This is a genomic window from Micromonospora sp. NPDC049801, from assembly GCF_040656575.1.
GTDB lineage: Bacteria > Actinomycetota > Actinomycetes > Mycobacteriales > Micromonosporaceae > Micromonospora.
Genome location: NZ_JBFAMS010000027.1, coordinates 37684 through 58312 on the forward strand (window position 1 = coordinate 37684; position 20629 = coordinate 58312).

The following is a 20629-nucleotide window of genomic DNA, read 5'->3' on the forward strand; positions in this document are numbered from 1 at the left end:
GGGTGGCCGGACCGCCGGGCCTCAGCCCAGCAGGGTCGACCAGCCGGACCGGTCTCAGCCCAGCAGGTCGACGAGCCGGCCCAGCACGCCGGAGCTGACCAGGATCACCACACCGATGCCGACGAAGATCGCCGGTACCAGCCAGTGCCCGGCACGCTCCACCAGGGCGACCACCCGCCGGTGGCCGCCCAGCCAGGCCGCGGCGGCGCACCACAGGCCGATCAGCACCACGAAGATCAGCAGGAACACCGCGCTGTCGCCGGGGCCGAGAGCCCGGAACACGGGTACGTAGACGGCGACGTTGTCGGCCCCGTTGGCGATCGTCACCCCGGCCACGCCGAGCGTGCCGGTGACCACGGTGGCCGGCTCGTCGTCGTCCCGGTGCCACAGCGCGCGGACGCCCAGCGCGATCGGCAGCAGGCCGAGCAGCCCGGTCCACGGGTCCGGCACGGCCAGCAACCCGGCGGCGACCACCGCGCTGGCCAGCGCGAGCGCGCCGATGCCCAGATATTGGCCGGCGACGATCTGCGCGGTGCGCGGGCGGCCGGTGGTGCGGGCCGCGACGAAGAACAGCGTGAGGATGACGATGTCGTCGATGTCGGTGGCGGCGAAGACGACGGCCGCGCCGGCTGCGGTGCCGAACAGGTCGATCACGTCCGGGAGCGTACGGGTGGAGGTGTCACCGCGCTCGTGTGGACCGTTCGGGTGGCAGAGCGGGACGGTTCGGGAGGATCACTCTATCGGGAACCTGACATTGCATAGCGTGTCGGTTGGCGAAGAGTTGATATCTGGCGCATGATCGTCCGAGGCGGTCTAATAGGTGGGACCGTATCCGAACCGCACAGTCTGGGACGTGAGGACACAGCATGGCAGCCACTGGCACAGCCACCAGCACTGAGAAGGGTCGCCGGATCGTCGGAGCCGAGCGTCAGACGCTCGCCAAGGACCTGGTAAAGCGGTACACCTCGGGGGAGAGCATCCGCGCGCTGGCGGCCTCGACCGGCCGTTCCTACGGGTTCATCCACCGAGTGCTCACCGAGTCCGGGGTTCAGCTGCGTCAGCGCGGCGGTGCCCGGCGCCGCAAGAAGGCGTGACCCGCCCCTTAGCGTCGTTGACCAACGCCGCTCCCCGGGCAGTCCGGTGACCGCCGAGGCGACCGGGGTTCGGCTGACCTGCGACGGGCCGGTCGCCACGGTGACGTTGTGCCGGCCCGACGTGCTCAATGCCCAGACACCGGCCATGTGGCGCGCGATGAGCGAATTCTCGCGCGACCTGCCCGGTGACGTACGGGTGGTGGTGGTCCGGGGCGAGGGGCGTGCGTTCTCCGCCGGTCTCGACCTCGCGGTTGCCGGTGCGTCCGGCCCGGGGTCGTTCGCCGAGCTGGCCACGCTGCCCGAGGACGAGTGCGCCGACCGGATCGCCGAGTTCCAGGGCGGCTTCAGCTGGCTGCACCGGCCGGACGTCATCTCCGTGGCGGCGGTGCAGGGGCACGCGATCGGTGCCGGCTTCCAGCTTGCCCTCGCCTGCGACCTGCGGGTCCTCGCCGCCGACGCGAGGTTCTCGATGGCCGAGGTGACGCTCGGGTTGGTGCCCGACCTGGCTGGCACGAAGCGTCTCGTGGAGCTCGTCGGCTACTCCCGGGCGCTGGAGATCTGCGCCACGGGCCGCCGGCTGGACGCCGCCGAGGCCGACCGGATCGGGCTGGCTACTCTCGTCGTACCCTCGGGAGAGCTGGACGACGCGGTCCGCGACCTCACGGCGGGCCTGTTGGCCGGCCCGCGGGACGCGGTGGTGGAGATCAAGGCGCTGCTCGCCGGCGCGGCCGGGCGGTCGCACGCCGACCAGCAGCGGGCCGAGCGTGAGGCGCAGACCCGCCGCCTGCGCGATCTCGCCGGCCGGGGCGAATAGTAAGGACCGCGCGGGAAGATCCGGGTTACGACCGAGGTTGTCACACCTGTCGGGAGAATTGACCCGACAGCGCGGTCCGCCCGACGACCCGGAGGTGAGTGGTGTCCAGCCCGATGTCCGGCGGTGGCATGGCCGGGTGGAGCATGCTCCGGTCGATGCGCAACCGCGACGAAGTCTCCACCCACCGGCTCAAGAGCGGGGTGGCCCGCCGCATCGTCGCCTTCGCCCAGCCCTACCGGCGCGACATCGTCGTCTTCCTGGCCACGGTCGTGCTCGCCGCCATCATCGGCGTCGCCACGCCGGTGCTCGCCGGTGACGTGATCAACGCGATCAACCGGGGCGGCACCGAGGCTGGTCGGCTCATCGTCCGGTTGGCCCTGTTCATCGCCGGGCTGGCGGTCGCCGACGCGTTGCTGTCCCTGGCCCAGCGGTGGTATTCCGCCCGCATCGGCGAGGGCATCATCCTCGACCTGCGCACCCGCGTCTACGACCACGTGCAGCGGATGCCGTTGCAGTTCTTCACCCGCACCCAGACCGGCGCCCTGGTCAGCCGGCTCAACAACGACGTGCTCGGCGCCCAGCGCGCGTTCACCTCCACCCTGTCCGGCGTGGTCAGCAACGTCATCCAACTGGTGCTCACCGCCGCGGTGATGTTCACCCTCTCCTGGCAGATCACCGCGCTCTCGCTGGTGCTGCTGCCGATCTTCATCATCCCGGCACGCCGGGTGGGCCGGCGGCTGGCCGACATCACGCGCGAGGCGTACAACCTCGACGCCAAGATGAACGCGACGATGACCGAGCGGTTCGGGGTGGCCGGCGCGCTGCTCGTGAAGCTGTTCGGGCAGCCCGAGATCGAGGCCCGCCGGTTCGCCGACCGGGCCGAGCGGGTGCGTGACATCGGCATCCAGTCCGCCATGTACTCCCGGACATTCTTCGTGGCGATGCTGCTGGTCGCCTCGCTGGCGCAGGCGCTCACCTACGGTCTCGGCGGCTGGCTCGCCGTCACCGGCGGCGTCAGCGCGGGCACCGTCGTGACCCTCGCGCTGCTGCTCACCCGCCTGTACGGGCCGCTCACCGCGCTCTCCAACGTCCGCGTGGACGTGATGAGCGCGCTGGTCTCCTTCGACCGGGTCTTCGAGGTGCTCGACCTCAAGCCCGGCATCGTGGAGAAGGCCGATGCCGTCCCGGTGCCCCGGGGCGCCGGCCGGGTCGACTTCCGCGACGTGCGCTTCCGCTATCCCAGCGCGGCCGAGATTTCCCTCGCCTCGCTGGAGGAGGTCGCCACCCTCGACCGCACCGTCAATGAGCCGGTGCTCAAGGGCGTCTCGTTCAGCGTCGAGCCGGGGCAGATGGTCGCCCTGGTGGGGCCGTCGGGCGCGGGCAAGTCGACGCTGTCGATGCTCGTCTCCCGGATCTACGACGTCTCCGACGGCCAGGTCCTGGTCGGCGGGGTGGACGTGCGCGACGCGACGCTCGCCTCCCTGCGCGACGAGATCGGTGTGGTCACCCAGGACTCGCACCTGTTCCACGAGACCATCGCCGAGAACCTGCGCTACGCCAAGCCCGACGCCACCGACGACGAGATCTGGGCCGCGCTCGCCGGCGCCCAGGTCGCCGACCTGGTCCGGTCGCTGCCCGACGGTCTGGACACGACGGTGGGGGAGCGCGGCTACCGCTTCTCCGGCGGCGAGAAGCAGCGCATCGCCATCGCCCGACTGCTGCTCAAGGCCCCGTCGATCGTCATCCTCGACGAGGCGACCGCACACCTCGACTCGGAGAGCGAGGCCGCGGTGCAGCGTGCGCTGTCGGTGGCGCTGGCCGGACGTACCGCCCTGGTGATCGCCCACCGGCTCTCCACCGTCCGGGACGCCGACCAGATCCTCGTGCTCGACGGCGGTCGGATCGTCGAGCGGGGCCGGCACGACGAGCTGGTCGCCGTCGGCGGGCTCTACGCCGAGCTGTACCGCACCCAGTTCGCGGTCGCCGACTCGCCCCGCCCCTTCGTGGACGCGACCGGCCCCGAGCCGGTGGTCATGCCCCTGGGCACCTACGTCGCCGACGAGGCGATGCCGCCGGCCGCCGCCAACTGACGGACGCCTTGGTTGATCGACTCGGGTTGCTGGAAGTCGCGGTCTCCCGGTCGCGTCGACGGCCCGACTTCCTTGACGTCGAGTCGATCAACGGCGACACGGTCAGGTCGGGCGGCGCACCCGCAGGCCCGTCGCCGCGCGCAGCTCGGCGAACGCCGCGCCCAGCGTGACCGGTGTGAAGTGGGCGTTCAGCCCGCTCGGGTTCGGTAGCACCCAGAGCCGGGAGCCGGCCAGCGACTCCGGTTGCGGCCCGAAGGCCGCCTTCGGCCGTTGGAAACCGATCCGGTACGCGGTCACCCCCACCACGGCCACCCAGCGCGGTGTGAATCGGGCCACCTTGTCGGTCAGGACCGCGGCGCCGTCGAGCAGTTCCGCGGCGCTCAGCTCGTCGGCGCGGGCGCTGGCCCGGGCGGCCATGTTGGTGATGCCGAGGCCGAGGGGCGGTAACTCGACCTGCTCGCTCGGGTGCAGCAGTCGGGGGGTGAACCCGCCCAGGTGCAGCGCCGGCCAGAACCGGTTGCCGGGCCGGGCGAAGTGCCACCCGGTCGCGGCCGACCAGAGGCCGGGATTGATGCCGACGAAGAGCACCGACAGCGCTGGCGCGAGCACGTCCGGGATGGTCCGGTCCGCGGCTGCGGCCAGGTCCGTCTTGGTCGGACGGGACCGCGTGTTGATCGACCCGGGTTCTTGGAAGTCGGGGTGTCCTGGTCGCGTCGACGGCCCGACTTCCTGCGAGCCGAGTCGATCAACGGCCGGGTGACCGGGCTGGGTCGGCCCGTGCGGCGTGACCGCACGGGAAGCTCGCGGTCGGTCAGGCTTCACAGGCCCCGCAACGCGCCGCCGTCGACCGGCACGGTGAGGCCGGTCAGGTAACTCGCGGCGGGGGAGAGCACGAACGCGGCCACCCGACCGAACTCGGCCGGGTCGCCGAGGCGTCGCAACGGGATGAGGGCCTCCGCCTCGGCGCGGGCGCGCTCCGGGTCGCCGGTCGCGGCGAACAGCTCCCGGTTGCGGTCCGTCATGATCCGGCCGGGCAGCAGGCCGACGACGCGTACGCCGCGTGGGCCGTAGTCGTCGGCGATGTCCTTGGCGACGCCGACGAGGCCGGGCCGCAGGCCGTTGGAGATGCCGAGGCCGGGCACCGGCCCACGGGCCGACGTGGACAGCACCAGCCCGATCGCGCCCCCGTCGGGCAGGGCCCCGGCGACGGTGCGCGCGGTGCGGACGGTGCCCAGGAAGACGGTCTCGAAGGAGTTCCGCCACTGCTCGTCGGTGATCGACGCGGCGTTGCCGGCGGGCGGGCCGCCGACCGAGATCAGCGCGCCGTCGAGCCGGCCGAAGTGGGTGCGGGCCGCCGCGACGAGCCGCTCCGGGGTCTGCGGGTCGGTCAGGTCCGCGGCGACGCCGACCGCCTTGCCCGGACCGCCCAGCTGCTCGGCGGCGGCGGCCACCGCGTCCGCGTCCCGCGCCGAGAGCACCACCCGGGCACCGTCGGCGACCAGGCACTGCGCCGTCGCGTAACCCAGGCCGCGGGAGGCGCCGGTCAGCACGTACACGCGGTCGGTCAGTCCGAGATCCATAACGCCGATCCTGCCCGATCCGGAGCGTCCCCGCCAACGTTGGCGGCGGGGCGCAGCAGACGTACCCGACCGGCGACCTGCACCGCGATGGCGCCGCCGGCGCGGGCGACGGCCGGCAGCCGGCGCGGACGTGGCGCGGTGTGCCCGTCGTAGCGCAGGGCCGCCTCCCGGACCGCCAGCTCCTCCGCGCCCGATGGCGGCAGCGCGGCCCGCCCGCGCAGGGTCCGGGCCAGATCCCAGCCGTCGCGCAGCGAGCCGGTCGTGGGGCGGCCGGCGGCCCAGTCAACGAAGGTCGACAGCCACGCCGGGCCGAGGCCGGCGGCGAGCAGCGGCCAGTGCCGGGCCACCTCGCCGGCGCGCTTGTTCAGCAGCGCCGCCCGGGCGGCGGCCAGCGGCCCCACCGCGAATCCGGCCGGCGACGGACCTCCGGCGACCAGCGCCGCGACCAGCTCCGCCTGCCGCGCGGCCAGGCCGGGCCGGGGTGCGGGCCGCTCGGGTGCGCCGTCCCGGTCGCCGCCGGCAGCGCCGGTCAGGTCACGGCCGGGAGCGCCGGTCAGGTCACGGCCGGCAGCGCCGGTCATGTCACGGCCGGGAAGCCGGACGCCGCGGCCAGGGCGTCCAGTTCGGCGCGCAGCTCGGCGGCCGGCGGGTACCCGCCGTCGCGCTCCAGCAGCAGCGCCGGCGGCCGTCGCCGGGCACAGAGCGCGCCGACCAGCTCCAGCACCTGCGGCGGCATGGGATGGGTGTGCGTGTCGTGGTAGAAGCCGCCGTGTTCGGCCCCGCCGGCCACGTGCACGTAGCCGATCCGGTCCAGCGGCAGCCGGTCGAGCAGCGCGAGCGGGTCGGTGCCCCGGTTGCGGGCGTTGGCGTGCACGTTGGCGACGTCCAGCAGCAGCAGCGCGCCGGTCCGGTCCAGGATCTCGGTGAGGAAGTCCGCCTCGTCCAGCTCGTCGTCGGGCCAGTCGAAGAGGGCGGCGATCGGTTCCAGCGCGATCGGCACCGGCAGCTCGGCCTGCGCGCGGGCCACGTTCGCGCAGACCGCGTCGACCGCCTCCCGGCTGCGAGGGAGCGGCAGCAGGTGCCCGGCCTCCAGCCCACCGGCCCGCACGAACGCGATGTGCTCGCTGACCAGCGGGGCGTCCACCCGCTGCGCGACGGCGGCCAGGTGGGCGACACGGGCCGGGTCGACCGGTTCGACGCCGCCGAGGGAGAGCCGCACCCCATGGGGTACGACTGTCACACCGCGCTCGCGCAGCCCCGTCAGCCCGACCGGAAGGGGCCCGGCCGACGCCACGGACTCGGCCACCACCTCGACGAAGCGCAACCCGGGCAGCTCGGCCACGAAACCGGCGATCTCGGGACGCCAGCCGATGCCGACGCCGTACGGGCCGGTCACCCGCCGCACCCACCGCCGCCGCACCCGCCGCCTCCACCGCAGGAGCTGCCACCGCCGCAGGAGCTGCCGGTCGTACCCGAGGACCCGGTGCCGGCTCCCGACGACCAGCCGCTGCTGGCGATCGCCTGGCGCTGGATCTCGGCCTGCGCGGCGAAGCCCGGGTCGATGGCCCACAGCGACACCGTGCCGTACAGCGCCACGCCCATCGCCGCGCCGGCCGCGCCGTAGGTGGCGTACGCGGGGGACGAGTCGGGTGCGAGGTGGCGGTGTCGGTTCCGCAGGTCGCGCAGCGCGCTGCGACCGGCCGGGGTGGTCTCCGGCACCCGCCAGAGCAGCAGCACCGCCACCGCCACGCCGACCAGGGTGAGCAGCAGGAAGCCCACCGGTCGGCCGTTGGCCAGCCCGGCGAACAGCCGTACGACGCCGAACACCAGCAGGGCGGCGAGGAGCAGCCGCCACTGTTGTGCGGTGACCCGCCGCGCCGGGTTCACTCGCAGTCCCCGCTCTTCGAGGCGGGCCCCGAGCTGGTCGAGCGCGGCGGCCACCCGCTCGTCCTGGGCCAGGTCCCGGGCTCGGACGCCCTGGTGGGCGGCCCAGTGGATCGCCTGCTTCAGTGGGGTGAGCCCGGTCGGGGCCGGGCCGGTGGTGCGCAGGTGACGATCCGGGCCGACGTCGATCGCGCCGCTGCTCCGCAGGCCGCCCAGCGCGGCGTGCACCGCGAGGGTCGGCCCACCGTTGAGGTAGCCGACCTCCTCGGGGTCGAGTCGCTTGGTGACGGGGGGTTCCGCGCCGGTGCCGAGGCGCACCCGGTGCAGCACCGCGACGGCGGCCACCACGACGGCCGCCACGAGGTAGAGCCGCAGGAAGGTCGGACCGGGGACACCCCAGGTGTCGCCCGAGGCGGCGTGGACGATCATCGGTTGCTCCTGTCGCCGGAGGGGTCGGCGGCCCCATTGTGGAGCACCGTCGCCATCCGGTCGGGCCGGGGCACCCGCGCCGTCGGCGGTGGCGCGAACACCGCTCAGCGGCGGCGGACCGCCTCCTCGACCAGGTCCAGCACCGGGCCCAGGTCACCGGCCGGTCGGCCCATGGCCAGGTGCAGCACCAGGCCGTCGTAGGCCAGCTCCAGGAACTGGGCCAGCACGTCGATCGGTACGTCCTCGCGCAGCACCCCGGCGTCGCGCTGACGGGCCAGCCGGTCCCGGGTCGCCTCGGCGATCGCGGCGGACCGCTCGGCCCAGCGCTTGGCGAACGCCGGATCGGTGCGCAGCCGGCGGGACACCTCCAGTTGACTGCCCAGCCAGCCGGTGGTGTCCGGCGAGACGGCGCGGGCCAGCAGGTCGCGCATCACCTGCACCAGACCGTTACGGGCGACCGTTTCGACCATGGCGGCGGCGTCGTCCTCGGCGACGGCGAGGAAGAGCGAGTCCTTGTCGCGGAAGTGGTGGAAGATGGCGCCCCGGGACAGGCCGGTGGCCTCCTCGAGGCGGCGGACGGTGGCCCCCTCGTAGCCGAGTCGGGCGAAACACGCCCGGGCCGCGGCAAGGATCTCCTGCCGGCGCGCGTCGAGCTGGTCCTGACTTACTCTGGGCACACCTCGATCGTCGCAGGTCACCTCGGGCGGTGCAAACCGTACGTACGGCTTGGTAACGCGACGTTTACGATCCAGCGGTGACCCGCTCGTACCCCGCGCCGTCCGGCCCGCTGACCGTCGCCACCGTCCAGGCCACCCCGGCGCCCGGTGACGTCGCCGGAAACGCGGCGGCCGCCGCCGAGCTGGTCCGGCTCGCCGCCGGGCAGGGCGCCCGGGTGGTCGTCCTCCCCGAGCTGTACCTGTGCGCGTACCACCCGCCGACCCTCGCCGCCGATCCGGTCGGCACCCACGTGGCGGCCGACCCGGCCGGGCTGGTCGCCGACGGTCGGCTCGACCCGCTGCGCGCCGCGGCACGGACCGCCGGGGTCACCGTGGTGGTCGGCGCCGCGGTCCGGCACCCGGACGACCGGCGGACCATCGCCGCCCTCGTGGTCGACCGCGCTGGCGCCGTCCGGGTCGGGTACGACAAGCAGCAGCTCTGGGGCGACGAGCGCGACCTGTTCAGCCCCGGCGGGCGGGGCGCCACGCTGCTCGTCGACGACTGGCGGCTCGGGCTGGGCATCTGCTACGACGGCTGCTTCCCGGAGCACGGCCGGGCCGCCGCGCGCGACGGCGCGCACGCCTACCTGTGTCCCAGCGGCTACCTGGCCGGCTCGGAGCACCGCCGGGACCTGTACTACGCGGCGCGGGCACTGGACAACACGATGTTCGTGGTCTTCGCCAACGCTGTCGGCGGCAGCGACCCGTGGCGGTTCAACGGCGGTGCGGCGATCTACGACCCGCAGGGACGTACGCTCGCCCGGGGCGCCGACGAGGGCACGGACACGCTCGTGGCGACCCTCGAGCCGGCCGTGCTGACGGCCACCCGGGCAGCCCATTCGATGCTCGCCGATCTGCTGCCGGGCCAGGGCGGCGCGCGGATGTCGCTGACCGGTTAAGCCCATCGTCAACTCGAAACACGCGGGTCTGTTGGCGGACACGTCGGTCCCGTAGGGTGCCCGAGTGCCACTGCTCCTGCTGGACCTGGACAACACCCTGCTGGACCGGGCCGGGCCCTTCCGCCGCTGGGGTGAGCGCTTCCTGGACCGCATCGGCGCGCCCTCCACCGACATCGACTGGCTCGTCTCGCTCGACGCGGACGGGTTGACCGACCGCTGGGACCTGGCCGACGCGATCCGGGACCGCTACGAGCTGCGCATTCCCTCGATCGACCTGGTGGAGGAGCTGCACGACGGGGTGGTGGCGCAGACCCGGCTCGACCCGCTGACCGCCTGCGCGCTGCGCATCGCCGACGACGCGGGGTGGGTGCCCGTGGTGGTGTGCAACGGCACGGTACGCCTGGAGGACGCCAAGATCCGTCGTACCGGCCTGGACCGCTACGTCGCCGACTGGGTGATCTCCGAGGAGGCCGGGGTCAGCAAGCCCAACCCGCGGATCTTCGCGCTCGCCGCGCAGCGGGTCCGGATGCCGCTGCGTGGCGCGTGGGTGGTCGGCGACAGCCCGGAGGCGGACATCGGCGGCGCCGCCGCGGTGGGGTTGCCCAGCGTCTGGCTGCACCGGGGGCGGACCTGGTCGGACGTCCGGTTCGCGCCGAGCCGCACGGTGGACGGGCTGATCGCCGCCGTCGCCACGGTCCTCGCGAGCTGACGCGGCCACCGCAGTCGAGCTGACGCGGCCACCGCTGGCTGACACTTCCGGCGCTGGCTGACGCGGCCACCGCTGTCGAGCTGACGCTTCCGCCGCTGGCTGACGTGGGAAAGCCGTCGTAATTCGGTTGACCCGCTGTCCGAGCCGCGGCGAGGATGGGCGGCGCATCGTGCACCGGGCGTACCGCCCGTTCGAGGAGAGGAGGCCGGTCATGGCCGTCTTCGCAGGTCGCTTTCCGCTGCCTATCTCAGCCTCGACCAAGGGAACCTCACCACAGTGCGCGATCATGACCTCCCGGCGCTGGAGCGCCGGACCCGCGGCAAGCGCCGCTTCGACGACGACGAACCGCAGTTTCTGAAGCGGGCCCGGTCCACCGAGTCGCCCGCCGATCCCGACACCGAGCCTGATCCCGACACCGGCGAACGCTGGTCGTCCTGGGACGACGCGGTGCACGGGCCACAGCCGTACCCGGACTGGTTGGTCACCGAACTGGCCGCCAAGGACACCGAGCTGGGTGTGCTGAAGACCGGCAAGGAGGCGGACGTCCACCTGGTCCGCCGGGCGGTGCCGGACACGGACCGGTCCTGCCTGCTGGCGGTGAAGCGGTACCGGGACGCCGAGCATCGGCTGTTCCACCGTGACGCCGGCTATCTGGAGGGCCGCCGCGTGCGGCGTTCCCGGGAGATGCGGGCGATGGTCGGCCGGACGGCCTTCGGCCGCCAGATGATCGCCGGGCAGTGGGCGGCGGCCGAGTTCGCGGCGCTGGCGCGGCTCTGGGAGATCGGCGCCGGGAACGACCGGATCGCCGTGCCGTACCCCGTGCAGTTGCGGGGCACCGAGCTGATGTTGGAGTTCGTCGGCGACGCCGGGTCGGGCCTGGCGGCGCCCCGGCTGGCCCAGCTGCGGCCCGGCCCAGCCGAGCTGCGCGACCTGTGGGGCCAGCTGGTCGAGGCGCTGCGCGTGCTGGCCCGGGCGGGCTACGCGCACGGCGACCTGTCGCCGTACAACCTGCTCGTGCACTCCGGGCGGCTGGTCGTGATCGATCTGCCGCAGGTGGTCGACGTGGTGGCGAACCCGCAGGGGCCCGAGTTCCTGGCCCGCGACGTACGGGTGGTCGGCGCCTGGTTCGTGGCCCGGGGGTTGAGCGCCGAACAGGCCGATCCCGGCGCGCTGACGGGGGAGTTGCTGCGCGAGGCGGGCATCCGCTGACCGGAGCGGGTCGGGTGGCCGGGGTGGCCGCCCGACCCGCCCGTGTCGATCACTGCAGGTAGCGCTCCACCTCGGGCTTGGGGCGTTCGCCCTGCGAGTCGGGGTCGCCGTGGCTGGATCGGGCGGCCCGGCGGCGGCGCAGCAGGTCCCAGCACTGGTCGAGGGATTCCTCCAGGGCGCGCAGCCGCTCGCTGGTCTCGCCCTCGGTGCCGGACTCGTGGGCCTGGGCCTCCGCGCGCAGCCGGTGCTCCTCGTCGACCAGCTCGGAGATCCGGTTCAGGATGGTCTTGTCGTCCATGCCACAGAGCCTGGCACAGGGTGCCCGTCATCGCCCGGATTCGGGGGTACCGGTGCGTCCTTGCTCACTGCGCTGCCCGCCCTCTGGGACTGCCCGGACGTGGCCCGCCCCGGCGGGTCCGGTGGACGACCGACCGCGGAACCGTCGTCGTCCGGACCGGCCGACGGCGGCGGCGGATCGATCTACGGGCGCGACCTGCGCCGGTGCCGGGTCCTGACAATCCACTCAGGACCGACCAGGGCGCAGACATCGATGCCCGTCTAGGGCAACGATCGAATCTCACCGGTCACAGGTCTGGAGGTGTCCCGGATTTGGTGAGATGCTTCCGACGCCCAGAAGGTGAAAATTCCACAGTCCCGACCGGCCGAAGTGGACCGCCCAGGCCGCCGGGGCGACGAGGAGACAGCGCATGTCCCAGGTGTCCGATGCCGGCCCCGCCCCCGTCAGCACCGAACCCCGGATGATCCCACTCCGTCGTGCCCTGCCCGCGCTGGTCCGCGATCCGCTCGGCGCGCTCGTCGGCTTCGCGGACGCCGCCGGTGGCGACGTCGTCCGGCTGAACCTCGGCTCGTTCCGTCCCTACCTGGTCAGCCATCCCGAGCACCTGCAACGAGTGCTGAGGGACAACGTTGCCAACTACACCCGCGACGGGGAGGGCCTGTTGTGGCGGCCGGTCCGGCGGATCGTCGGCGACGCCATCCTGGTCGCCGAGGGTGAGATCTGGGAGTCCAGCCGCGGCGCGCTGCAACCCCTGTTCACCGCCAAGCGCGCCGAGACGCTCGTCGACCGGATGGCCGAGGCGATCAACGAGGCCGTCGACGAGTGGCTGGAGCCGGCCCGCGACGGCCGCCCGATCGACGGCGGCGCGGAACTCACCCGGATCGTGCTGCGGACCACGATGCGGGTGCTCTTCGCCGACCGCATCTCGGTGCCGGACGCGTTGCGGATCAGCGCCGCGCTGGACACCGTCACCACCGCGATGCTCCCGCGTCTGCTGGTGCCGTTCGTGCCGTACGCGGTGCCGATGCCCGGCGACCGGCCCTTCCGCGAGGCGGTGCGGACCATCGACGAGGTGGTGCTGCCGATCATCCGGGAGGCCCGCGCCCGGCCCACCGACGGCGACGACATCATCTCCACCCTCTGCCGGCCGCGCGCCGACGGCAGCGAGCCCGACGAGTACGCGATCCGCGGCGACGTGGTCGCGATGTTCTCCACCGCCACCGAGACCACGATCGCGCTGCTCTCCTGGCTGTGGCCGGTGCTGGCGTCCCGGCCCGACGTGGCGGAGCTGATGACCGACGAGATCGAGCGGGTGGTGGGCTCCGAACGGGTCGGCCGCGAGCACCTGCCGCAACTGCGCTACGGCCGGATGGTGCTCGACGAGATGCTGCGGCTCTACCCGGCCGGTTGGATGATCCCCCGTACCGCCGTCGCGGACGACGTGCTGGGCGGTGCGCGGATCAAGGCGGGTGGCACCGTGCTGGTCAGCCCGTACGTCACCCAGCGGATGTCGACCTTCTGGGACGATCCGACGCTGTTCGATCCGGAGCGCTTCGCGCCGGAGAAGCCCCGCCGGCGCTACCGCTACTCGTACTTCCCGTTCGGTGGTGGGCCGCACCAGTGCCTCGGGCAGTACCTGTTCCTGCTGGAGGCGCAGCTCATCGTCAGCACCGTGCTGAGCCGCTACCGGTTCCGGCTGCGCGAGCCCGTCGGCCTGACACCCCGGCTCGGCGCCTCGCTGCAACCCAAGCAGCGGGCCGAGCTGATCGTCACTCCGGTCGAACGCCCGGTCGTCTCGTGACCGGCGCGCCGTGGCCGGTGCAGGCCGGGCCCGACGCCGTCGCCGAGCAGGGCCGGGTGTGCGCGCTCGCCGTACGAGGCGTCCGCGACCTGCAGGGCGTCACCGCCGCCCACCCGGAACTCTTCGACGCCGCGCCGTTCGACGCCGCGCTGCTCAGTTCGGTGGCCACCGCGATCGCGTTCACCGCGCCGTGGCACACCGCCGCCGAACTGCGGCTCACCACCCGTACCCTGCTCTGGGTCTTCGCCGCCGACTGGCAGGTCGACTACCTCGCCCGGTCGGCGGACGACGTCCGGGCGATCGTGACCGACTGCCTGGCGGTCGCCGACGGCGCCGCGCCGCCGCCCGGCCGGCACCTCGCGCGACTGTTGGCCGACCTGCGCGACGAGCTGGCCGCCGTGCCGGCGTTCCGCCGGCTGCGCCCGATCTGGCGCGAGGAGCTGGCCCGGATGCTCGCCGCCGTGTCGCGGGAGTGGGACTGGAAGAACCTGCCGACCGACCCGACCACCGGGCAGCGCCTGCCGGACCTGGACCGCTACCTGGACAACGCCGACAACCTCGCCTGCTCCTTCGTCAACGTCACCCACTGGATCGCCACCGGTGACGACAGGACCCTCGCCCAGTTGACCGACCTGCTCGACGCCGGCCGTGGCGTGCAGCGGGTGCTGCGGCTGGTCAACGACCTCGCCACGCACGAGCGGGACGCCGAGTGGGGCGACCTGAACGCCCTGCTGCTGGTCGACGACCCGGCGCGGGTGCACGCCCGGCTCGCCGAGCTGACCACCCGGTCCCGCGGCGACCTCGCCGCCCTCGCCGAGCGTTGCCCTCGCCAGGCGGACTACCTGCACCGGCAGATCTCCTTCACGGGTGGCTTCTACCAGCTCTCGGACTTCTGGGGAGCACGCGATGAGTGAGGGCCCGGGGCACGTGCTGGTCCAACCCCCCACCGACGCCGCGCGCGAGCTGATCGCCGGCCTGGCGCTGCGCCCGTGGGGGCAGGTAGCCCCCTCGGTGTACGAGAGCGGCCGGCTGGTCGCCGACGCGCCCTGGCTGCCGGGGCACCACCAGCGGATCGGGTTCCTGCTGCGCGGGCAGCGCCCCGACGGGGCGTGGGGCCCGCCCGAGGGGTACGCCCTGGTGCCCACCCTCAGCGCCGTCGACGCCCTGCTCGCGGCGCTGGCCGACGGAAAGTCTGCCGGTCCGCACCTGCTCACCCCGGTGCGGCGCGGGCTGGACGCGCTCACCGGCCGCCTGCTCGCCACGCACGCGCGGGCGCTGCCCGACACGCCGGCGCTGGACCTCATCGTTCCCGCCCTGGTCGAGTCGATCAACGGGCGGTTGACCCGGTTGGGTCGGGCGGTCGCCGACCGGTTGCCCCGTCCGCCGCTCGCGCTGCCCGCCGGGCTCGGCCCCGACCGGCTGCGGGCGGTACGCGGCGCGGTCGCCGCCGGGGCGCCGCTGCCGGCGAAGCTGGCCCACTTCTACGAGGTGCTGGGCGCGACGCCGGCCGACGCCGGGCCGACCCTCACCGCGGTCGGCGCGTCACCCGCCGCGACCGCCGCGTGGCTGAGCGCCGCCGGCCCGGACGCCGGCCCCGCCGCGTACACGTTCCTGCGGACGCTGATCCGCGACGGCGACGGTCCGGTGCCCTGTCCGACCCCGATCACCGTGTTCGAGCGGGCCTGGGTGCTCGGCGGCCTGCGTCGTGCCGGTGTCGCGCTCAACCCGCCGGCGGCCGTGCTGCGCACCCTGGCCGCCGCCACCGCCGCCGAGGGCATCGCCACCGGCGAGGGGCTGCCGACCGACGCCGACACCACCTCGGTCACGTTGGACGCGCTGGCCCGGCTCGGCCACCTCGCCGACCCGGCGGGCCTGTGGGCGTACGAGACGGCGGACGGTTTCTGCACCTGGCCGGGGAGTGAGGACGGCTTCTCGGTCACCACCAACGCGCACGTGCTGGACGCGTTCGGCCAGTACGTGACCGGGCACCCCGGCGCGGACGCGCGGTACCACCGGACGGTCGACCGGCTCAGCGCCGTGCTGCCGGCGCACCAGCTCGCCGACGGCCGCTGGCAGGACCGGTGGCACGCCTCGCCGTACTACGCGACGGCCTGCTGCGTGCTGGCCCTGGCGGAGTTCGGTCGCGGCGGCGTGGCGGCCGAGGCGCTCGACCGGGCGGCCGGTTGGGTGCTGGACGGGCAGCGGGCCGACGGGTCGTGGGGGCGGTGGGACGGCACGGTCGAGGAGACCGCGTACGCCCTGCAGGTGCTGGTGGCCGTGCCGACCGGAGCGCCCCGGGTCGACGACGCGGTGGCGCGCGGCCACGCCTATCTCCACCAACGGTCCGACCGGTCGGACCCTCCACTGTGGTACGGAAAAGAGCTGTACTGTCCTACCGCGATCGTTCGCGCGGCTGTCCTGGCTGCCTGTCGGCTCGCCTCCGCCCATCTGGGCGGGGTCGACCGTTCGGTGGTGGATTGTGGTTACCAGGCAACAAAAACAGCGACTTGAGGGGTTGTGTGGACACTGCTAGCGTACGCAGAGCCTCAGCCCCGTACGCCCCGCCGTGGCGGGACGTCGTCCTCCATGATCACCCGTTGATGAGCTGAGTCAACGCCCTGCCTGGGACGGTTCAATGCGTTCTCGCGGTACGAGTATCCGCACCAAGGTTGTCGCCCTGCTGCTCTCCCTGGTCGCGCTCTGGATGTTCGCGGCGTGGGTCACCCTGCGGGACGGTTTCAACCTGCTCGGTGTCCAGCTGCTCAACAGCAGGGTCTACGCGCCCAGCGAACCCCTGCTGCAGGAGCTTCAGCTTGAGCGGCGGCTGACCCAGGCGTACCTCAGCAACCCCGACGCCGCGCAGCGCGCGGCCCTGGAGGCCGAGCAGCGCAAGGCCACCCAACTGGCGGACGACTTCGCCGACTCGGTCCGCAACTGGCAGGTCGACGTGGCCGGCAGCTCCGCCCTCGACGTCCAGCTCGACGACACGATCGCGCAGATCAACGAGTTGAAACAGACCCGGGCCGACGTGCTGGGCCGCAAGGTCGACCGGATCTCCGCCGCGGACGCCTACACGGACGCCATCGAATCGATCTTCCGGATCTACGACGTCACCGGCAGCCTCGACGACAAGGAGATCGCCGCCGACGCGGCCGCCCTGATCCAGCTCAACCGGATGAAGGAGCTGATCTCGCAGGAGGACGCGCTGCTCAGCGGCCTCTTCGGCACCGGTCGGATCAGCGGCCCCGAGTACGCCCGCTACGTCAGCCTGGTCGGCGCCGAGCGGTTCCTCGGCGAGGAGACCCGCGCCCGGCTCGCCGACGCCGATCAGCGGCGCTACCAAGAGCTCGTCGAGGGTGAGGCCTTCAGCCGGCTGCGCGCCGTCCAGGACAGCATCATCCGCGAGGGCCGGCCGGCGACCCAGTTGCCGGTCGGCTCCGAACAGTGGCGCGGCACCGTCGAGCCGGCGCTCGCCGAGGTGAACGACGCCGTCGTCGACGGCGGCGACGACATCGTCGGCCGGGCCACCGGCGTGGCCGTGATGGTCGTCGTCCGACTCGTGCTCGCCACCGGCCTGGGTCTGCTCGCCGTCATCGCCTCGGTCGTCGTCTCGATCACCACGGCCCGCACCCTCCTGCGCCAGCTCGACCGGCTGCGGCAGGCCGCCTGGCAGCTCGCCGACGAGCGGCTGCCCCGCGTGGTCGACCGGCTCGGCCGAGGCGAGGAGGTCGACGTCGCCACCGAAGCGCCCCCGCTGGAGTTCGGCACCGACGAGATCGGCCAGGTCGGCAAGGCGTTCAACGCCGTCCAGGAGACCGCCCTGCGCACCGCCGTCGAGCAGGCCGACCTGCGCCGCAACGTCCGCGAGGTCTTCCTCAGCCTGGCCCGACGAACCCAGGCGCTGGTTCACCGCCAGCTCACCCTGCTCGACGCGATGGAGCGGCGCGAGCACGACGCGGAGGAGTTGGAGGACCTGTTCCGGGTCGACCACCTGGCCACCCGGATGCGGCGCAACGCGGAGAACCTGATCGTGCTCTCCGGCTCCACCCCGGGCCGGGCCTGGCGGCGCAACGTCCCCATGGTGGACGTCGTACGCGGCGCGGTGGCCGAGGTGGAGGACTACACCCGGGTCAACGTGCTGCCGCTGGGGGCCGTCTCACTCGCCGGCCGGGCGGTCGGCGACATCATCCACCTGCTCGCCGAGCTGATCGAGAACGGCCTGTCGTTCTCGCCACCGCACACCACCGTGGAGGTCCGTGGCCAGCTCGTGGCGAACGGCTTCGCCATCGAGATCGAGGACCGGGGCCTCGGCATGAGCGAGGAGGACCTGGCGGCGGCGAACCACCGCATCGTCGACCAGTCCGAGCTGAACCTGGCCAACGCCGCCCGCCTGGGCCTCTACGTGGTGAGCCGGCTGACCGAGCGGCACGGCGTGCGGGTCCGCCTCAAGGAATCGGCGTACGGCGGCACCACCGCCGTCGTCCTCATCCCGCTGGAGCTGATCACGGCGAACGGCGCCGCCCCGGAGGACTCCGGCGCGATCCCGGCCGGCCCGACGGCCATCGCGCTGCCGGCCGGCCCGACCGCCGCCGGCCCCGTCGAGGGCGGTCGTCCCGCCAGCCTCTCGACGGTCGCGGTCGCCACCGCGGCGACGGACACCAGCGCCCCCGGCGCGGCGCAGCCGGTCACCCCGGTCGCCCCGGCGCTGGCCGAGAGCAGTACCACCACCGAGCAGACGGACGAGGGCGACAAGGACGTCGTACTCCCCACCCGCCAGCGGACCGCGGCGGCGGACCTGCCCACCCGGGCCCGGCGTGTCCTGGGCCAGCCGGCCCTGGAGGGCCCGACCGTGCCGACCGGCCTGCCCGCCGTGGAGCGGGCCGGCGCCGGTGGCAGCGAGCCGAGCACCGACGGCGGGCCGGTCCCGGCGCGGACCGAGACGGACCGCACCGGCTCCGGACTGCCGGTCCGCGTCCGCCAGGCGAACATCGTGCCCGAGCTGCGCGACGACCCGGCGGCGACCGAGTCCGACGAGGAGGACGTGGTACGGCCACCCGAGCAGGTACGCCGGATGATGAGTTCCTATCAGACCGGCACCCGGCGCGGCCGGACCGACGCGGCGCGACTGCTCGGCGGCGCGCCGGGCGCCACGCCCGACTCGACCGACGAGGAACCGCAAGCCACCTGACCGAGCACCTTCGCTGCGGGTTCCGCGTGGTGTGACGGTCAAGCCCAAGACGAATACGGCGCAACTGCCGGGCGAGAAGAGGACGACGAAGTGGCCCAGAAGACGGCTTCGAGTGCCGACCTGACGTGGTTGCTGGATGATCTGGTGGGCCGGGTGAAGCAGGCCGAGCATGCGGTCGCGCTCTCCACCGACGGGTTGTTGATGGCTTCCTCGCAGGGGCTGAACCGGGACGACGGCGAGCACCTCGCGGCGATGGCGGCCGGTATCCAGAGCCTGGCCCGGGGCGCCGGCAAGCGCTTCGGCGGCGGGCAGGTGCAGCAGACCATCATCGAGATGCAGTCGTCGTTCCTGTTCGTGACCGCCGCCGGCCGCAACGCCTGCCTGGCCGTCCTCGCCACCGAGGACGCCGACGTCGGTCTCATCGCGTACGAGATGGCGATGCTCGTCACCCGCGTCGGCAAGTACGTGGCCTCCCCGTCGCGGAGCGCCGAACAGTCGGCTGGCGAGAGGTAACGGCCATGACGGTGCAGGGAGAGTCCGCAGAGCATCAGTGGGTGGATGACCATGCGGGCCCGGTGGTGCGCCCGTACGCGGTGACACGTGGGCGGGCCCGCCCGGTCACCGGCACGTTCGACCTGATCTCCCTGGTCACCGCGACCCGCGCCGACGTGACGCCGGAGATCGGGATCGGTCCTGAGCACCTGGCGATCGTCGGCCTCTGCCAGCGAATACAGTCCGTCGCCGAGATCGCGGCCCACCTCGACCTGCCGGTGGGAACCATCCGGGTGCTCCTCGGCGACCTGGCGGCCCGCAACCTCGTGCAGGTACGCGAGCCGCACACCACGGCCGGCCTTCCCGACAACAGCATCTTCGAGGCGGTAATCAATGGACTACGGGCACTCTGACCGGCCGGCGGGAGCGACGCCACTGCCCACCGCGATCAAGATCCTGGTCGCCGGTGGTTTCGGCGTGGGCAAGACCACCATGGTCGGAGCGGTGAGCGAGACCCGGCCGTTGCGCACCGAGGAGGTGCTGACCGAGACCGGCGTCGGCATCGACGACCTGTCCGGGGTGGAGGGCAAGACCACCACCACGGTGGCGATGGACTTCGGTCGGATCACCATCAGCGACGACCTCGTGCTCTACCTGTTCGGCACGCCCGGTCAGGACCGGTTCTGGTTCGTCTGGGACGAGCTGGCGTTGGGCGCGATCGGCGCGGTCGTCCTGGCCGACACCCGTCGGCTGGCCGACTGCTTCCCGTCGATCGACTACTTCGAGGGTCGGGGCACCCCGTTCGTCGTGGCGGTCAACTGCTTCGAAGGCGCGCGTCAGTACCGGCTCGACGAGGTGCAGACCGCGCTGAACCTCGACCCGGGCGTACCGGTGCTGCTCTGCGACGCGCGTCAGCGGGAGTCCAGCAAGGAGGTGCTGGTGACCCTCATGGAGCACGCCATGAAGACCCGCGAGGCCCGTCGCCGCGCCGCCAGCGGAGACTGATCGAGGTTTTTTTCCGGGAGGCTGTCCGGATCGCTCCTGTCCGCTCGTCATGCTGGCGACAACCCGAGAAACAGGGAGCGACCGATGAAGTTCATGATGTTCGTCTGCAGCGACACCGCACCGGATACCGACCCGACCGAGCTGCCCGACATCCACAAGTGGGTGGCCGACAACGACGCCCGGGGCCGCCGCCTGACCGGCAACGTGCTGGCGCCGACCAGCGCGGCCACCACGGTCCGTGTTCGTGACGGCGAGCTGCTGGTCTCCGAGGGACCGTTCGCGGAGACCGCCGAGGTGATCGTGGGTTTCGACCTGCTCGACTGCGCCGACGTGGACGAGGCGATCGAGGTGGCCCGTACCCACCCGATGGCCCGGGAGGGGCGGCTGGAGCTGCGCCCGTTCGGCGCTCTGTCCAGTTGAG

21 protein-coding genes and 2 pseudogenes are annotated in these 20629 nt (G+C 73.2%); 15 read left to right on the forward strand and 8 right to left on the reverse strand.

The genetic code is table 11. The annotated features are described in order from the left end of the window. Window positions 1-54: 54 nt before the first annotated feature. On the reverse strand, window positions 55-654 hold the full coding sequence (locus AB0I89_RS31780) for a cadmium resistance transporter (protein ID WP_357134331.1): 600 nt from the start codon (window positions 652-654) through the stop codon (window positions 55-57). A 212-nt stretch (window positions 655-866) separates the two neighbouring features. On the opposite strand from AB0I89_RS31780, the gene AB0I89_RS31785 reads away from it, so the two are divergent. The 3 genes from AB0I89_RS31785 to AB0I89_RS31795 all read left to right on the forward strand — a co-directional run bounded on the left by AB0I89_RS31785 (window position 867) and on the right by AB0I89_RS31795 (window position 3998). Continuing rightward, window positions 867-1094 (forward strand): helix-turn-helix domain-containing protein, encoded by a 228-nt coding sequence (locus AB0I89_RS31785; RefSeq protein ID WP_007462679.1) that lies wholly within the window; start codon window positions 867-869, stop codon window positions 1092-1094. A 46-nt stretch (window positions 1095-1140) separates the two neighbouring features. Beyond that, window positions 1141-1908 carry an enoyl-CoA hydratase/isomerase family protein gene (locus AB0I89_RS31790; protein ID WP_357134333.1) on the forward strand — a complete coding sequence of 256 codons (768 nt, stop codon included), beginning with the start codon at window positions 1141-1143 and terminating at the stop codon, window positions 1906-1908. 113 nt (window positions 1909-2021) lie between these two features. Then, entirely contained in the window at window positions 2022-3998 is a 1977-nt protein-coding gene (locus tag AB0I89_RS31795) for an ABC transporter ATP-binding protein (protein WP_357134370.1), read from the forward strand. A gap of 102 nt (window positions 3999-4100) precedes the next feature. On the opposite strand, the gene mug is transcribed toward AB0I89_RS31795, so the two are convergent. The 5 genes from mug to AB0I89_RS31820 form a co-directional block, all read right to left on the reverse strand. Next, window positions 4101-4673 (reverse strand): G/U mismatch-specific DNA glycosylase, encoded by a 573-nt coding sequence (gene mug / locus AB0I89_RS31800; RefSeq protein ID WP_357134372.1) that lies wholly within the window; start codon window positions 4671-4673, stop codon window positions 4101-4103. A 143-nt stretch (window positions 4674-4816) separates the two neighbouring features. Continuing rightward, a complete protein-coding gene (locus AB0I89_RS31805) occupies window positions 4817-5578 on the reverse strand; it encodes an SDR family oxidoreductase (protein ID WP_357134335.1) in 762 nt (253 codons plus the stop codon). Then, the gene (locus AB0I89_RS31810; RefSeq protein WP_357134374.1) at window positions 5563-6048 is read right to left on the reverse strand and encodes a hypothetical protein; all 486 of its coding nucleotides are present in this window, start codon (window positions 6046-6048) and stop codon (window positions 5563-5565) included. The genes AB0I89_RS31805 and AB0I89_RS31810 overlap by 16 nt, the downstream gene beginning before the upstream one ends. A gap of 107 nt (window positions 6049-6155) precedes the next feature. After that, window positions 6156-6974 carry a DUF692 domain-containing protein gene (locus AB0I89_RS31815; protein WP_357134337.1) on the reverse strand — a complete coding sequence of 273 codons (819 nt, stop codon included), beginning with the start codon at window positions 6972-6974 and terminating at the stop codon, window positions 6156-6158. Beyond that, entirely contained in the window at window positions 6971-7891 is a 921-nt protein-coding gene (locus AB0I89_RS31820; protein WP_357134339.1) for a TIGR04222 domain-containing membrane protein, read from the reverse strand. Before AB0I89_RS31820 ends, AB0I89_RS31815 begins: the two co-directional genes overlap by 4 nt. A gap of 38 nt (window positions 7892-7929) precedes the next feature. Here AB0I89_RS31820 and AB0I89_RS31825 point away from each other — a divergent pair. After that, window positions 7930-8070, forward strand: a pseudogene (locus AB0I89_RS31825) (hypothetical protein); the annotation flags it as partial. Between the two features lie 324 nt (window positions 8071-8394). Here AB0I89_RS31825 and AB0I89_RS31830 read toward each other — a convergent pair. After that, a pseudogene (locus AB0I89_RS31830) lies at window positions 8395-8589 on the reverse strand (helix-turn-helix domain-containing protein); the annotation flags it as partial. A 56-nt stretch (window positions 8590-8645) separates the two neighbouring features. On the opposite strand from AB0I89_RS31830, the gene AB0I89_RS31835 reads away from it, so the two are divergent. The 3 genes from AB0I89_RS31835 to AB0I89_RS31845 all read left to right on the forward strand — a co-directional run bounded on the left by AB0I89_RS31835 (window position 8646) and on the right by AB0I89_RS31845 (window position 11424). Beyond that, window positions 8646-9506, forward strand: a complete 861-nt coding sequence (locus AB0I89_RS31835) for a carbon-nitrogen hydrolase family protein (protein ID WP_357134341.1) — start codon at window positions 8646-8648, stop codon at window positions 9504-9506. 64 nt (window positions 9507-9570) lie between these two features. Then, on the forward strand, window positions 9571-10215 hold the full coding sequence (locus tag AB0I89_RS31840; RefSeq protein ID WP_357134343.1) for an HAD family hydrolase: 645 nt from the start codon (window positions 9571-9573) through the stop codon (window positions 10213-10215). A 276-nt stretch (window positions 10216-10491) separates the two neighbouring features. After that, window positions 10492-11424: an RIO1 family regulatory kinase/ATPase gene (locus AB0I89_RS31845; RefSeq protein ID WP_357134345.1), complete on the forward strand. Its 933-nt coding sequence runs from the start codon at window positions 10492-10494 to the stop codon at window positions 11422-11424. Between the two features lie 49 nt (window positions 11425-11473). On the opposite strand, the gene AB0I89_RS31850 is transcribed toward AB0I89_RS31845, so the two are convergent. Then, entirely contained in the window at window positions 11474-11722 is a 249-nt protein-coding gene (locus AB0I89_RS31850) for a DUF2630 family protein (RefSeq protein WP_355053546.1), read from the reverse strand. Between the two features lie 463 nt (window positions 11723-12185). On the opposite strand from AB0I89_RS31850, the gene AB0I89_RS31855 reads away from it, so the two are divergent. The 8 genes from AB0I89_RS31855 to AB0I89_RS31890 all read left to right on the forward strand — a co-directional run bounded on the left by AB0I89_RS31855 (window position 12186) and on the right by AB0I89_RS31890 (window position 20628). Next, window positions 12186-13523 carry a cytochrome P450 gene (locus AB0I89_RS31855; protein WP_357134376.1) on the forward strand — a complete coding sequence of 446 codons (1338 nt, stop codon included), beginning with the start codon at window positions 12186-12188 and terminating at the stop codon, window positions 13521-13523. Next, complete coding sequence (locus AB0I89_RS31860; RefSeq protein WP_357134347.1) at window positions 13520-14437, forward strand: terpene synthase family protein; 918 nt, start codon at window positions 13520-13522, stop codon at window positions 14435-14437. Before AB0I89_RS31855 ends, AB0I89_RS31860 begins: the two co-directional genes overlap by 4 nt. Next, window positions 14430-16034: a prenyltransferase gene (locus tag AB0I89_RS31865; protein ID WP_357134348.1), complete on the forward strand. Its 1605-nt coding sequence runs from the start codon at window positions 14430-14432 to the stop codon at window positions 16032-16034. Before AB0I89_RS31860 ends, AB0I89_RS31865 begins: the two co-directional genes overlap by 8 nt. Before the next feature lie 124 nt (window positions 16035-16158). Further along, a complete protein-coding gene (locus AB0I89_RS31870) occupies window positions 16159-18711 on the forward strand; it encodes a nitrate- and nitrite sensing domain-containing protein (protein WP_357134349.1) in 2553 nt (850 codons plus the stop codon). Between the two features lie 90 nt (window positions 18712-18801). Then, window positions 18802-19224 (forward strand): roadblock/LC7 domain-containing protein, encoded by a 423-nt coding sequence (locus AB0I89_RS31875; protein ID WP_357134351.1) that lies wholly within the window; start codon window positions 18802-18804, stop codon window positions 19222-19224. A 5-nt stretch (window positions 19225-19229) separates the two neighbouring features. Continuing rightward, the gene (locus AB0I89_RS31880) at window positions 19230-19616 is read left to right on the forward strand and encodes a DUF742 domain-containing protein (protein ID WP_357134353.1); all 387 of its coding nucleotides are present in this window, start codon (window positions 19230-19232) and stop codon (window positions 19614-19616) included. After that, window positions 19597-20208 carry an ATP/GTP-binding protein gene (locus tag AB0I89_RS31885; RefSeq protein ID WP_355053540.1) on the forward strand — a complete coding sequence of 204 codons (612 nt, stop codon included), beginning with the start codon at window positions 19597-19599 and terminating at the stop codon, window positions 20206-20208. Before AB0I89_RS31880 ends, AB0I89_RS31885 begins: the two co-directional genes overlap by 20 nt. Before the next feature lie 84 nt (window positions 20209-20292). After that, on the forward strand, window positions 20293-20628 hold the full coding sequence (locus AB0I89_RS31890) for a YciI family protein (protein WP_357134355.1): 336 nt from the start codon (window positions 20293-20295) through the stop codon (window positions 20626-20628). Window position 20629 lies beyond the last annotated feature (1 nt).

What these genes read in the sequence shown, in the direction of transcription:
- AB0I89_RS31785 (WP_007462679.1), top strand. Translation starts at nt 867, where the DNA reads ATGGCAGCCACTGGCACAGCCACCAGCACTGAGAAGGGTCGCCGGATC.
- AB0I89_RS31795 (WP_357134370.1), top strand. Translation starts at nt 2,022, where the DNA reads ATGTCCGGCGGTGGCATGGCCGGGTGGAGCATGCTCCGGTCGATGCGC.
- AB0I89_RS31805 (WP_357134335.1), bottom strand. Translation starts at nt 5,578, where the DNA reads ATGGATCTCGGACTGACCGACCGCGTGTACGTGCTGACCGGCGCCTCC.
- AB0I89_RS31820 (WP_357134339.1), bottom strand. Translation starts at nt 7,891, where the DNA reads ATGATCGTCCACGCCGCCTCGGGCGACACCTGGGGTGTCCCCGGTCCG.
- AB0I89_RS31850 (WP_355053546.1), bottom strand. Translation starts at nt 11,722, where the DNA reads ATGGACGACAAGACCATCCTGAACCGGATCTCCGAGCTGGTCGACGAG.
- AB0I89_RS31865 (WP_357134348.1), top strand. Translation starts at nt 14,430, where the DNA reads ATGAGTGAGGGCCCGGGGCACGTGCTGGTCCAACCCCCCACCGACGCC.
- AB0I89_RS31870 (WP_357134349.1), top strand. Translation starts at nt 16,159, where the DNA reads ATGCGTTCTCGCGGTACGAGTATCCGCACCAAGGTTGTCGCCCTGCTG.
- AB0I89_RS31880 (WP_357134353.1), top strand. Translation starts at nt 19,230, where the DNA reads ATGACGGTGCAGGGAGAGTCCGCAGAGCATCAGTGGGTGGATGACCAT.
- AB0I89_RS31885 (WP_355053540.1), top strand. Translation starts at nt 19,597, where the DNA reads ATGGACTACGGGCACTCTGACCGGCCGGCGGGAGCGACGCCACTGCCC.
- AB0I89_RS31890 (WP_357134355.1), top strand. Translation starts at nt 20,293, where the DNA reads ATGAAGTTCATGATGTTCGTCTGCAGCGACACCGCACCGGATACCGAC.